The organism is Rhodococcus sp. AW25M09 (genome assembly GCF_000333955.1).
Taxonomy (GTDB): domain Bacteria; phylum Actinomycetota; class Actinomycetes; order Mycobacteriales; family Mycobacteriaceae; genus Rhodococcoides.
In genome coordinates, this window is sequence record NZ_CAPS01000060.1 from 23696 (window position 1) to 37334 (window position 13639).

General features: G+C 60.1%; 9 protein-coding genes. 7 read left to right on the forward strand and 2 right to left on the reverse strand.

Going from position 1 to position 13639, the window contains the following annotated elements; genetic code table 11:
* Window positions 1-58 precede the first annotated feature (58 nt).
* Entirely contained in the window at window positions 59-1270 is a 1212-nt protein-coding gene (locus RHODMAR_RS11630; protein WP_008714695.1) for an N-acetylmuramoyl-L-alanine amidase, read from the reverse strand.
* A gap of 443 nt (window positions 1271-1713) precedes the next feature.
* Here RHODMAR_RS11630 and RHODMAR_RS11635 point away from each other — a divergent pair, with 443 nt between their 5' ends.
* From RHODMAR_RS11635 to RHODMAR_RS11665, 7 genes are all read left to right on the forward strand, one after another.
* Window positions 1714-4446 carry a PD-(D/E)XK nuclease family protein gene (locus RHODMAR_RS11635; RefSeq protein ID WP_232433638.1) on the forward strand — a complete coding sequence of 911 codons (2733 nt, stop codon included), beginning with the start codon at window positions 1714-1716 and terminating at the stop codon, window positions 4444-4446.
* Between the two features lies 1 nt (window position 4447).
* Window positions 4448-6106: a UvrD-helicase domain-containing protein gene (locus tag RHODMAR_RS29035; RefSeq protein WP_008714700.1), complete on the forward strand. Its 1659-nt coding sequence runs from the start codon at window positions 4448-4450 to the stop codon at window positions 6104-6106.
* On the forward strand, window positions 6033-7697 hold the full coding sequence (locus RHODMAR_RS29040; RefSeq protein WP_232433634.1) for a 3'-5' exonuclease: 1665 nt from the start codon (window positions 6033-6035) through the stop codon (window positions 7695-7697). Before RHODMAR_RS29035 ends, RHODMAR_RS29040 begins: the two co-directional genes overlap by 74 nt.
* A gap of 117 nt (window positions 7698-7814) precedes the next feature.
* Entirely contained in the window at window positions 7815-8177 is a 363-nt protein-coding gene (locus tag RHODMAR_RS11645; RefSeq protein WP_157226070.1) for a hypothetical protein, read from the forward strand.
* Window positions 8174-8800, forward strand: a complete 627-nt coding sequence (locus tag RHODMAR_RS11650) for a DUF6308 family protein (protein WP_008714706.1) — start codon at window positions 8174-8176, stop codon at window positions 8798-8800. The genes RHODMAR_RS11645 and RHODMAR_RS11650 overlap by 4 nt, the downstream gene beginning before the upstream one ends.
* A 665-nt stretch (window positions 8801-9465) precedes the next feature.
* Window positions 9466-9912 (forward strand): hypothetical protein, encoded by a 447-nt coding sequence (locus tag RHODMAR_RS11660; protein WP_008714710.1) that lies wholly within the window; start codon window positions 9466-9468, stop codon window positions 9910-9912.
* A gap of 584 nt (window positions 9913-10496) precedes the next feature.
* On the forward strand, window positions 10497-11099 hold the full coding sequence (locus RHODMAR_RS11665; RefSeq protein ID WP_008714712.1) for a restriction endonuclease: 603 nt from the start codon (window positions 10497-10499) through the stop codon (window positions 11097-11099).
* 18 nt (window positions 11100-11117) lie between these two features.
* Here RHODMAR_RS11665 and RHODMAR_RS11670 read toward each other — a convergent pair whose 3' ends face one another.
* A complete protein-coding gene (locus RHODMAR_RS11670) occupies window positions 11118-13136 on the reverse strand; it encodes a hypothetical protein (protein ID WP_051047967.1) in 2019 nt (672 codons plus the stop codon).
* Window positions 13137-13639 lie beyond the last annotated feature (503 nt).

Consider the following 13639-nt stretch of genomic DNA (forward strand, 5'->3'; position numbering starts at 1 on the left):
TGCTCGATAGTTGACGTCGAGCGAAAAACGTCGGCGCGCGTAGGCCAGGCGGTAGGAACTAGCAGGCACCCGTTTTGCTGCGGTCTGCTGCGGCAAGCTCCTCGGCCAGTAGCTCAGCGAAGGTGAACGTACCCGTGGGTTGGTCGTCCTGGCCTAGTAGATAGAGCCGCTTCACCGCAATGAGGATTGCCTCGGCGATGATGTCCCGGGAACGGGGGTCACCTAATACGCCGACGTCGCCCCTATTGGTGAGGTAACCGAGGTCAATCTGAACAGTTGGCATATTGGTGAGCCGCAACATGTCCCATGTACGTCCATGGCTGCGGCAATCCAGAAGCAATGTGCGCGCCACGATTTCCCGCTGGATGTAACCGGTAAGTACCTGGCCAATCAGCGAAGTCGATCCGTGCGAGTTGCCGAAGTGGAAGCTCGCGATGCCGTTGGCCGCCGGACTTGCGCTCGACGCACACCGCAGCGAGATCATCAAGTCCGCATTGAAAGCATTCGACGTCTCGGCCCGTTCTGACACGCTGGGGTTTGTGCCCCGCGCCCTTGAGAGAAAAGTTTCCATTCCGGTGGCTGCCATGCGGCCCTCCAGGCGGCTCGCTACATCCCACAGGATTTCGGCCTCTGAGATTCGACCAAAGATGCCGTCGACGATCATTCCTGTGTCGCGGCCACCGAGATCCGGATCGATCACTATGCGCTTCCCCGTCAATTGGGGGCCGGATTGGCGTACCAGCTCTTCTTCGCTGATCGCGTGGGGTGAACCTCCGGTGACGTGTGTACCGAGTAGGTCGAGGGAACGCAGGGTGGCGGGGCCACAGATGCCGTCTGAAGACAAACCGATCTCTTGCTGGAACGAGGACAAGCCCTCATGGGTCCTGGGTCCGAAGTAGCCATCGACGCGCTCGCTGTAGAAGCCGAGATCCTGCAGGCGGGTCTGCAACGTGGCGACATCGTCACCGTATAAGGGTGCCGAGAGTTGGTAGATCAGCGTGCGAGCGCCGAGCCGGTACGACGCTTCCTTCAAGGAACGGTATGTTGCTGGCCCGACGATTCCGTCGACCAACAAGCCACGGTGCTGTTGAAATGCTTGAACGGCACTGCCAAGCGCTGCGTCGTACTCCGAGGTCGGGGCGTTCCAATTCAGCGGGTCGTGAATCGCCTCAGACTTGACAGCGTCATCGAACAGAAACCCGAGACCGATCAGACTGCTCCGAATCTCCGCGACGGCGGGACCGGATTCGCCGTGACTGAGTCGGTACATACATTGGGACCTCTCGCCGAAAGAACGACCCGGTGCCCAGGTCCGATCCTGTCGGTTCGGCTAGTGAGCACAGATGCCGATGTGTCGACCCTGCGTCGACGCATCAGACCATTGTCGCAGAATGTGGCCAAAGAGACGCAATTCATAGGGCTAAGGGCTGGTCAACAGCCCGTCGGTGGTTCGGCACAGGACGGCTTCAAGCTGCTTCAGCAACATTCTTTAGCATCACTATCTTCCTGGTGCTTTCGCTGGTCTCTTCGCTAGTGCCGCAAGGCAGGTGGTGATGACTAAGAACCCCCCGCGTGTCTGCGTTGGCCAAGCGTCGGACGTGGAGTATGACAGTCGGACATGATGTGAGGGTGGGAAACGATTTGTATGGCCGCCTCGTGGACGCCGTTACCCGAGCGAAAGGGGGCCGCCCACTTCGGCTCGTCACGTTGATCGTGCCTAGTCGAGGTGCCATCCGAGACGTTCTGCAGTACCTCGCCCGGCACGGCGGGGTCGCCAACACTCGAGTCCTGACACTCGATCTGGCTGTCGACACGCTGGTTGCCCCTGCACTGGCACCCCGCGTCCCACTGCCGTTCCCGTATCTCGCCGCGTCAGTGCAGAAGGTGCTCGCCGACGAGCCCGGAGTGTTCGTCGATGTTGCAGATCAGCCCATCACCGCCGAAGCTCTGGCCGCTGCCTCACGCACGCTCGGTGCGGTAGCTGACCCATCACCCGCCGACGCGACTCCTCTCGTGCGAGACATGCTCCGTGTCCACACTGCCGCGACCGCCGCGTACACCGATACGCACTACCTTCCGCACGAGGCATACGCCGCTGCAACATCGCGTATCCATGAGTTGGGTGAGGTGGTGGTGTTTCTCCCGACAGCTGCGGACGCCGGAGCATCGCAGTTTCTCGATGCCCTTACGAACCGTGGTCAGCTGGTCGAGAGCGATGTTGAACCGCTCGGCACCATAGTGCTTCATGCATCGGACGCCGACGACGAGGTTCGGTCGATCACTAGGCTTGTACGCCAGCATCTCGCTGCCGGAGTTCCCGGACACCGGATCGGTCTGTTCCACGCGAACGCCGATCCTTACCTACGTCTGATCCACGAGCACTTCGACAGCGCGGGAATCGAATTTGCCGGCGAACAGTGCCACACCATGAGAAATCGGCCGGTCGCACGATCATTGCGCCGACTGCTTAGTATCGACACCGACGTCATGTCCCGACGCGAATTGCTGTCGATACTGTCCGAACGCGTCGTGACCTTGTACTACGGAACTCCTATCGCAGCTCTTCCACTCCGGCGCGTCGAGCGTCTGACTCGCGCAAGGATCAAGATTGTCGGCGGCTCCGACTGGGAAAGACTCACGGAGCTGGACCCCGGGGACCGTGACGCCGACGTCGCCACAGCAGTGCATTCATTGGTGACCAGTCTCCGCGATGATCTAAACGCGGTCGCACACGCCGCGACGTGGTCTGAGGCATCGCGATGCGTGATCGACGTTCTAGGGCGGTACTTCAACAGCCGGTCGAAACAGCCAGATAATTCCGCCACCAAGGACATACGCGACTTGATGACGATCTGCCAGGAGCTCGGCGAGCTGGACGGCGTGGCACCGCCGCCCACCCTGCCGGGAATCGTCAATGCGATCTCCGTGCGAATCGATGCGGTACCGGAGACAGTCGGAACCACGACATCCGCCGTCACAGTCGGCCCACTGGCCGCCGGCGCAGCAAGAGACTTCGATGTCTGCATCGTCGTCGGTGCAGCCGAGGGCATTCTTCCCGCCACACGGAGCGAGGATCCGCTGCTGCCGAGCGCACTCGTCGGCCGCGCTCTCGCCGACGAGATCCAGAACCAGAAGTCGCAATTCCTCGCCACGCTGGCGTCGGGACAGAAGTACCGCATCGTGTCCTTCCCCCGCGGGAGTATGCGCGGGGGAGCGGAGAAGGTGCCGTCGCGCTGGCTCATGCCCACGCTCGATGCCCTGTCCGGAAACAAGATCGGCGTCGTCGACTGGCAGAAGCAGACCGCCGACGTCGAGTCCATCGTCACGGTCGAGTCGTTCGACGTCTCGACGCAGACCGTCGATCCTCGTATCGGCGTCAGTGCCGCCTCGGAGACCGAATGGCGTTTGCGCGCACTGGCAGAGCACGCAGCGGATGACCGCCGGGGTGCCCTGGACGACTCGATCGTCGATGCGGGGATGGAACTTCGCAGCGACAGACTGCACGGCCGGTTCACCCGCTTCAACGGCAACGTCTCCCACATCGAGAACGCCGTGACGTTCTTCGATAAACCGGTCTCGGCGAGCAGGCTCGAAGACTGGGTCGACAGCCCGTACCGATTCTTCGTAAAGACAGTCCTCGGTGTCGACACACTCGACGATCCTGACGACGCCGCGCAGCTCGATCCGCTGACCCGCGGCAACCTGATCCACCTGTCCCTCGAGCGCTACGTGCAAGGAACGATCGACGGCATCGACGCCACGCTCGAGCACCTCGTCGAAGTCTCCGAAGAGGTCCTCGCCGACGCCCGCGTCGACGCTCCCGGATGGTTGCCGCAGCTGTGGGAGAAAGACAGCAGCATCATCCGGCACGAACTCGTCGAGTGGTTCGCACTCGATCGAGCCGATCGTGACGACGGTTGGACACCACTGCACGTCGAACGAAACTTCGGCGTCGAACCCGATGGCCTGGTTCTCGATGTAGTCGGCGAGAAAATCGCGTTCGCCGGGAAGATCGACCGGATCGATCGTCACTCCGATGGGCGTATTCGGGTCACCGACTACAAGTCCGGCCAGGCGACGTCGTACGGAAAGCTCTCCGAGTCCGAGCCAACCGACAGCGGCACCAAGTTTCAGCTCCCCGTATATGGACTGTTGGCGCTGCCGATGGGCAACGACGTCACGACACGGTATTGGTTCGTCAACCACAAGGCGAATTACAAGACGATCGGCTATCCGCTCACCGATGCCGCGGTCGAAGTGCTGAAGGCGGATATCTTTCGGGTGCACAGGATGATTCGAGCCGGGTATTTTCCGCCGCGTCCACCGGACAGTAATTGGGCCAACCCGCTGATCGACCTCATCGGGAAAGCCGGACTGGAACGAGCGTGGTCGAGCCTACGAGACGTGCCTGAGCTCGCCGACTACCGCGCGAAGTACGGAGACTGACATGGCAGACGAAGACACCCTTTTGGTCGACCGCGTCGATCGAGCACGCATCGCAACCGACACCTCTGCAACGCTGTTCGTCGAGGCCGGCGCAGGAAGCGGCAAGACGCACTCACTCGTCGAGCGAATCTGTCACCTCATACTCGTCGATGGGGTCGAACTCGACCGCATCGCGGCCATCACGTTCACCGAGAAGGCTGCGGCCGAACTCCGCGAACGAGTCCGCACACATCTCGCGTCTTTCTCGGGCGATGCTGCCGAGAAGGCGATGGAGCAGATCGATACAGCCGCGATCGGGACACTGCACTCGTTTGCCGCACGCATCGTCAGCGAACATCCGCTGGAGGCAGGGGTACCGCCGCGTGTGGCCGTCGTGGATGCGATGGGTTCGCAGCTCTCGTTCGAGCGCCGCTGGCGGAGAATGCGGGCTGCGCTCTTCGCCGATGAACACGCCGCGCCCAGCGGCCTCACGGACGCACTGCGCATCATCCTGGGTGCGGGAGCGTCGCTGGATCAGGTACGAACTCTCGCCGACGCGCTCGATCGAAGCTGGGACCGATTGATCCTCGACGACGTTGCGCCAACGATGGCCGTCGCGGATATTGATGCTCTTCTGCGTGCCGCCGATGAGGTTGTCGATTCTGCTAGGGACTGCACGGATCCGTCCGACGAACTTCTCATGCGGTTGTCCTCGATCGCCGAGTGGCGAGTCGCGATGGCCGACGCCCGATCTTCCACGGCCTGGATCGCAGTCGCGGCGGAATGTCCGACGAAAGGCCGCGGCGGCAGGGGGCCGAACTGGGTCGGCGGCGCTGCAATGGTCAAGGACATCAAGAGCTCGATCGACGAGTTGAACGCTGCTGCCGTTGCAGAGCGGACGCGGTACGTTGCGTCTGCGTTGACGATCGTCGTGCACCATCTTTCCCGGGTGATTGTCGACGAGGCCGCCGAGCGTCGTCGACGGGGCGAGCTCGAGTTCCACGATCTGCTCGTCTACGCCCGAAACGTGCTGCGTCATGACGACGTTCGTCGGATCGTTCACAGCTCCTATCAGCGGATCATGCTGGACGAATTCCAGGACACCGACCCTCTGCAATTGGAGATTGCGCGGTTGATCGTCGACGGTCCCGACGAGCCGGGCCGACTGTTCACGGTGGGAGATCCGAAGCAGTCGATCTACAGGTTCCGTCGCGCGGATATCGCGTCGTACATGGCGGCGCGTGATGCCACGGATACCGCCGACGTGGTTCGACTCACCACGAACTTCCGATCCACTAAACCTGTTTTGAGTTGGGTCAATTCGGTGTTCGGATCCCTGATCGTCCCCAACGCCTATGTCCAGCCCGACTACACGCCGCTCGATCCAGCACCAGGCCGACCGGAATGGTACGTCGGCACAGGGTGGGGCCCGGCTCCCTTCGTCTTCGAAGACTCCGGCGAGGCAGTCGAAGACGAGCACCTGCTGACGGCGTCAGAAGTGCTGCGCGCCCGGGAATCACGGGACGTCGCGCGCATCATCGCGACCGCGCTCGACCAGGGGTGGCAGAAGGAGGCCGGTGGGTTTCGGCGAATACACCCATCGGCCAGTGAACCTCAGCGATATCTGCATCCTCATCCCGTCGCGCGCAGTACTGCCGTTTCTCGAGAGATCACTCGATGACGCCGGTATCGAGTTCCGTTCCGAAGCATCATCGTTGGTCTATTCGACGCAGGAGGTCCATGATCTGCTCGTCACTTGTCGCGCCCTCGCTGATACGGCGAACGAAGCCGCGGTCGTTGTTGCATTGCGGACGCCGCTGTTCGGTTGCGGGGACGATGATTTGCTTCGGTGGAAGGCAGCGGGAGGACGGTGGGACTTCTTCTCTGACGCACCAGTGGGTCTGGAAGAATCGCCCGTCGCGGCGGGGCGTGCGTATCTGAAATCGGTCTGGTTCGAGCTGGGGTTGTTAAGCCCCGGTGCGCTGCTGAGTCGTTTGGCTGCCGACCGTCGGGTGTTCGAGGTGTCGATGGATTCACCACGGCATCGGGACGTGTGGCGTCGACTGCGGTTCGTCATCGATCAGGCTCACGCCTGGTACGGCGAGGACGGCGGCGATCTGAGGGACTACCTCGCGTGGGCACAAACCCAGCAGGACGAGAACGCGCGTGTCACCGAAGCGGTGTTGCCTGAGGTCGGGGTCAATGCTGTGCGGATCATGACCATGCATGCCGCCAAGGGACTGCAGTTTCCGATGGTCATCGTCGCGGGAATGAGTGGTGGATTCCGGACGACGTCCGATCCGGTGGTGTGGGGCGATGACGGGTCGATGCATCTGAACGTCTGCGCCGCAGTGCAATCCGTCGACTACACGAGCGTGTCCACGACTGAGAAGGCGCACACCGAGGCCGAACGCGTTCGTCTCCTGTACGTGGCGTGTACGCGGGCGGAGAGTTTCCTTGCTGTGTCGGGCTATATCGGAGCGAAGGGAAGTTGGGGCAAGACTCTCGCTGCAGGAACCGCGGGTGTTCCCAACGCGGTTCCCGATCTGATCGAGCCAATGCGGGTCGAGGACAGAGGCCAGTCGAGTTCGGTTGCGTCGCAGAGCTGGGACGAATGGCAGGCCGAGACTGCGCAGGTGGCTGAGATCTCTGCGTTGCCGTCGACGGTGTCGGCGACGCAGATTGCGCATCCGTTTCTGCCGATACACGAAGCAGTGTTGTCGGAGTATTGGTTGGCGGGTCTTGTCTTTCCTGCGAGCTCGATCGAGGTGGTTGCGCCGCTGGTCGGGTCTGTCGAGAGCGGCACGACGCTGGGTATCGCCTTGCATGCGTTGTTGGAGACGGTGCCGCTCGATTCGGCCCTGGATTCTGAGTTCGACGAGAAGGCCCGGAATGCGGGCACTTTGGCTGGTTTGGTCGATCTCGATCGGTTCGCTCTGTTGGCGAAGTCTGTGTTCAGCTCTGAGCCTGTGCAGCGAGCTGCCGCGCGCGAGCATTGGCAGGAAATGCAGCTCGCGGGCATGTCGCCAAACGAGACCATTGTGGTCGAGGGGATCGCGGACCTGGTGTATCGCGAAGACGACGGGTCGCTGGTCATTGTTGACTACAAGACGGATGTCGGGGTGACAGCGACGACTCTGGAGGCCTACTGGACCCAGTTGTCGGTGTATGCGGACCTGCTTGCAAGGGCGACTGGGGAGCAGGTGAGTCGGGTTGTGTTGGTGTTTGCGCGACCAGTTTCTGCTGGCGTTTTGGAGAGACGTAGATTTTAACTCCTTCGCGTCCCAGTGTGCTCCTGTGGCGCAAGGTCAGCACGGCCACGTTCGCCGATGATTCTTCTAAATCTTTGTGCTGCGTGCATGTCAGTGCCGTATGGCAGCCTGCGCACCATGAACAACGACGACGCCTTGCGGAGAGACTTACCCCCCCTCGTTAAGGTGCGTGTAGCGCTAAATCAAGATGTGCTGGACGGTACGCATGTCGTCGTCCACGGCGTACTCGCGGAAGTGGCAGTCAGGGCAACAGAAGAGGGCGGTGACTGGGCCGCAGGTCGTGTTGTCGATGGGCAGGACTCGATCGAGTTCATCACCTTTCCGCGAGCGTTCGCGCGTATCGACCGTTCGTGCTTTCAAATCGACCGCCCAGTCGCGGTAACTGCGTGGGTGTCGATCTCCGCTGAGCGAACAACGCTCGTAATCAACAGTATTGTGCACACCGACTACATCGGGATCGGGCATGATCGACCGCTATGAACGCCACACTTCCTCCACCATTGACGGTATCCACCGACGATGACGCGGTCGATCTCCTCCGGCTGTATTACGGTCGCCCGTATCTCGATTCCGGTTGTTACGCGGGCGCGTACTTCGACAGCTGGGCACCACGGGACCGCGCAGCGAATACCAATCGATTTACCGCCGACGATCTAGTGGCAATCACGTTTTTGTCTGTGAACATCAAAGCCCGTGCTGCACGTGAACTTCTCGTGACTCGAGCTGCGCGTTTCACTGAACTGTTGGAAGCTGTGGGCCCTGATCGCGACCTCGTAAACGAGGGCGAGGCGCTGACAGCCGACACGCCAATCTGGGTGCTAGAGCAAGAGCTGAGGAGCATCCACGACATCGGCCGCACCAAGGCCACGAAATTGATGGCCCGCAAGCGCCCGCGCCTCGTACCGATCTATGACGTCGTCATTGGCCGCGTTCTGAACACCAAGATGCTTCATCGCGAGCCAATTAGGGAGCTTCTCCGTACCGACAGCGGGGCGTTGCACACGAGACTTGAGGTCATCAGATCCAAAGCAGGCCTGCCCGAGGAGATCAGCGCGCTGCGAGTCCTTGACGTCATCAGCTGGATGCACGGCAAGTCGAATTGAGGTGGCCCCTCAGCCAGGCAGCCCTTGAGTCCCACGGATTGACGTCCAAGCGCTGACCGTCGACGATGAATGCGTCGATGAGCGAGCCGGGCCCGCCCGGCGCTTCCCATGCATCCTTCGCCCAGCCGTCGTCTGCGCTGGTCGCGACACCGCTCTGATCAGCCCAGATGCAACCGAAGGTGAAGGCACTCCCTAGTGATAGTGCCCTCGGCATCCGCACTTTCCACGCCCAAACCCTCCAAACGGACGCGACGGTCGATGACAACGACAAACCGGTGGCCCTCGTTATCGATGTCGTTATGCCACTGCGGGACCCGAGGTACGGCGACAGCTCTGACGAGAGCTCGCGAGAAAATCTCGCTGCGGCAGAGGATTGCACGGATCGAATCCACTTGTCGGCCAACGAGGGCCTTCCCTTGCGATTGGTAGAACCGTCCAGAAATCGGTCACGGTGGACTACAAGAACCTGATGTCGCAGGTTGTCGAGACCTTCGGCGGGCAACGTGCGTCACTGGAGGTCAAGACTCGTATGGCTGAGGTCTTCGAGTCGCTGATTGGAGACGGTCTCATCGCACGCGATTCGCTTGGGGATCCGAGGACCAGTTCATTTTGCACTGAACGCGATCTGTACAAGGGTATGCAATTGTCACTACAATCTGAAGGCCATGGGAGTAGACCTGGCTAAAGACGACGAAGATGACGCTGAAGATTTTGAGGTGGAGTTTACGCCTAAACTGGTGCGGAGTTTGTTGCGTGACATTAAGTTGCACTACCCAGGGTTCGTCGGTACATTCAGCCTGGTTGCGGGGCACTACAGTGCGCTCGACACCAATCTTCCTGAGGCGTACATCCGAAACCCGCGGACCGGTCAATGGTGGACCTTGGAGGAAGTGCAGGACGCTAGCGTTGAAGTGACAGATCACGAAATCCGCTCCGCCAAAAGAAGTCTTTCGCCGAAGGCTGGAGGAGGCGTAACCCTGAGTAAGGATATATTCAATGTTCTCACTGCCCAAACTGGGGCAGGAATATTTGAGTACAATCCTGTGCTCGGTAATTGGTTCTTTGTTCCTGATGACACCCGATACGGTGAGTCGGGGGTTCGTGCACGCTAAGGCGAATGCACTGACGCGCGGACATGCCAGGCTGTGTTGGCGCAGAAATGGCCGGATGGCGTGTGTGCGGGTGGAGTTTCTCAGGGCGGCAAGAACATGTTGAGACTTTACCTGCTTTGTATGTTCCTACTGGAGTCAATCTTTCGTGACGCTGAGGTGGTGACCTGAGCTGCGCGAGATTGTGTATTTCAGCAATCGTGCACGGCGGCGCGACCGATGCCGGCCGGCGGCCGCTTGGGTCCACGGACCGAGGCGAGGGTCTTTCGGGCCGTTTGCGCAGGTGGCATGTCATCAGCCGGGCGCGTGAAGCGCCGCCAACAAATGCGATGTCGCAGTTTGTCGAACTATTTGATGGCCAGCGGGTTTGCGCGGAATCTGAAGTTCTGATGAGCTCGGTGGCGGACTTGCTCATCGAAGACGGCCGTCTTCACCGAGATCAATCGCGGGATCTCGTAGCTGCGGTTGCTGAATAGTATTGACGGTCTGTCGGCTCTGAACGCGGAGGCGGTATTGGCCGGGTGGAGGGGCTGCTCGTCCTAAGATTGGTCAACAAGAACCCCAGCTGAAGAAGAGGAGCACATTCATTGGCGAGTTACGAGCTGCGTCAGCAGGAGTCTGAGAAACAAATGGCCCGCGAGATGCGGGAGCTTGGGTACAAGTACGTTCGCTCCTCAGACGATCGAAGCGATTACGGGACGATCATTCGTTCGAGAACAGCGATAGCTCAAGTCAAGAGTGACCAAGCGGCAGTTGAACGGGCGGCACTGACAAATCTGTTTCTTGCCCGCGGGATGGAGAAATCGATCGACCTCGTCTATTTTTCGCGTGGTGGCTACACCGCAGAGGCTTTCTCATACGCTGAGCACACTGATGTCGCGCTTTTCACGTTCGATTCCCAGTGGGAAAGCAAACCGGTGAACACTGCGGCGGTCATGATCTACGATCGCTACGCCAGACGACTGGCCAAGAAGCAGGCGGATGTCCGCCTGGTCAGCAAAGCGAGGCCGAGCCCGCCCCCTCCAACTGGAGGCGGACGGCTGAACGGACGCATTGTTGGAATTCTCGGACTACTGATAGTAGTGAACGTGATCGGGGCTGCCGCATTCCCTATTCCAGCGGGATTTTGGATAATCTTCTGGATCGTTGCGCTCGCGTACCTGCGAACGACGATCGAATCTGACGACTGACGGACGATGGCTCGTCTGTCAGGTAAGCGAGACTTCCGTTTCTGCTGCCGCTGCTTCGACTGCAGCAGCGACGATTTGCAGAAAGGTGGTTGATTCCGAGTTTTGTCCTTCCCCGTGCACAGTGACGTTCTTAGCGAAAATGTCGTGGGAGATGTGGGCGGCCCGCAAAACTGTAGATCCGGTACCGCTGTAGTTGTAGCTGATCTGCCAGTCTGAGCGTGGTAGCTCGGAAAGTCGCTTCTGGATCGGATCAACCAACCGTTGAGCAATCTTGTTCGCAAAGTGGTCTATCGCCACGGCTTGGTCTTCTGCGGTCTCCGGCGGCCGCCCGTTCCATCGAGGTCTTTCCAATGCCTTGTAGATCTCTTCTTTCAAGGATTCACGAAGCTCAGCGTTGGGCCGCAGCGTCTCGTATTGATCTGCGCTGCCTTCGGCAAATCTTTTGGAAAGAGCCTTTATCTTTTGCCACGACTGCTTCTGGACTTCCTCAACTTCGGCGGTACCCAGAATTCCACCCCAGCGGTAGTGAAACTGGCGGATTCCTGTCTCGATAGCTTCGATGAGTGAAGCCCTCTCGTATGCCGGAGTTGTCAGACCTGATTCCGGTGCAGTTGCACTTCTTTCGATCATTTCGAGTAGTTTTTTGAACTGCGAAATCGACCATTTACCATTGCGATTGCCAGGTTTCAGCTGCTGGTCGATACCCGCAAGGAACACGCGATTATCGGCAAGTCTCTCGCGGACCGACTGCTCCGGCCGCTGACCGAAGTCGTTGCGAATCGCGCTGATCACATTGTCCACGCTCGCGAGGATGTGATGCGCCCGGTCGCTCGCACTTGTGAGATTGTCTCCCTGCACACCCTCGAAATGGGTGAAGCAGAAGATCAGCTTCTCGATGTTGCCGGACGTCAGGATAGATCGGATGGCGGCGGTAGGTGCCGCCTGCATCGGCTGTTGGGCGTTGTCCACCAATACTACTGCGTCCACCTGGTTGATCGTGTGTGCAACCGTGGTCGGGAGCGCGGCTGAGGACTTGGCGGTGTGACCGAGTCCTTCACCGTCGATGAGTACCACCTTGGGAAGCTCACCGTCCGTCCAATCCGGTAGGAATGGCCCGGATACGCGGATGCCGTCGACAAGTGGCGTCAGCAGATGACCGAACAATGGCGCGTAGTTGGATGTGAATCGATTGACCGTTTTCAGGAAGGTCGCGCGATCGTCGGACTCGAAATGCCACGTCTCGGGCCAGCCCGTGTGGTCGCGCGACAGGGTCCCGATGTGCTGGACACGGAATCTCTTGTCCATGTCGTCCAAGAGGCTGTCCACTATGCCGTGGAACATTTCTTGCTGACGCAGCCACGAGTCGAGTTTCTCGTCGGCTTCACCGTCATCGCTAGTTGAAGCGTGACTCGAGACCAGGAACTTCAGGCCCTCGATTGCTGCATCGATTTGGCTCGAACTGAAGTCGAGGTCGATGCCTTCGAGTGGAGTTGGTTCGGCGTCGAACACGGGGTTGGCTCCAGGCGAAGAGTCGGACTCCTCGAATTCGTCGAACTCATCGAACTCACTGGGTTCTACGGCTACAGGAACCGCCGCCTTGACGTTCTGCTTTCGGCCGAGGACGTAGCTGAAGCGAAAGCGCTGGTTTTCGTGGTCCAGGAGCGCAGACCGAATCGCATCGGGTGCAGCACCGCTTCGGATCAATAAAGCTGCCCTGACGCCATTTTCGAGGAGGTGGTCGGTCACCTCGTCCGAGGAGAAGAAGGTGACGACTGCCTTGTACGTCCCCTCGGCGACAATGATCTCGGTGTCAGCCACGGTCGTTTTTGCGGTCGACGTCGATGGGAACCGGTCGCGATCCGGATCCGTACCCAGTATCTGACGAATGACGGTCGTCTTGCCGGCCCCCGTGGTTCCGATCATGAGAACGCGGCGGTAGTCGTCTTCGATGGTGGGCAAGGGGAGATGGTCGTCGCGAAGTGTCACCGACGCATCAAGGCGTCGAGGTTCGGCGCTGTCGTAGAACGCCGAGATCACGGTAGGGCTGAATGCCTTTTCTGCTTCGAGGCGAGCTGACGAGTCCCACCATCGCTGTTTTTGCAGCAATGAGTTGAGCTGACTGACAAAGACTTCAGCAGCATCCGCATCCGATGTTCCGATCGACCGACGAATACGACGGCCGGCGAGGCCGGTGGACGGATCCTCTCGTGCCGGGTGCCGGAACGTGACCGTGAACGGCTCATGAGTGCTGTTTTGCGTTGCTGTCGCCGTGTAGATGATTGTTCTGCCTTCGCCCGAGAATTTCGTGTTCGGGCATTACTATCTCGTGACGCTGCCGCCGCGTCAATTGAGCCGCCTCAGCTGCTCTTCCACCGGAGTCGCCCATCGGAGCCAATTCCGCAGACCATTGCAGTGCCCTTGTTGGTAACTCCTGGCAGGCCGGGAACATCGCAGAATGAGCCCGGGTGCACCACGCCGCCCACGGACTCAGGCACCTCTACCGGCGGTGGCGTGTAGACGGGGGCCGGCGGGGTGTAGGC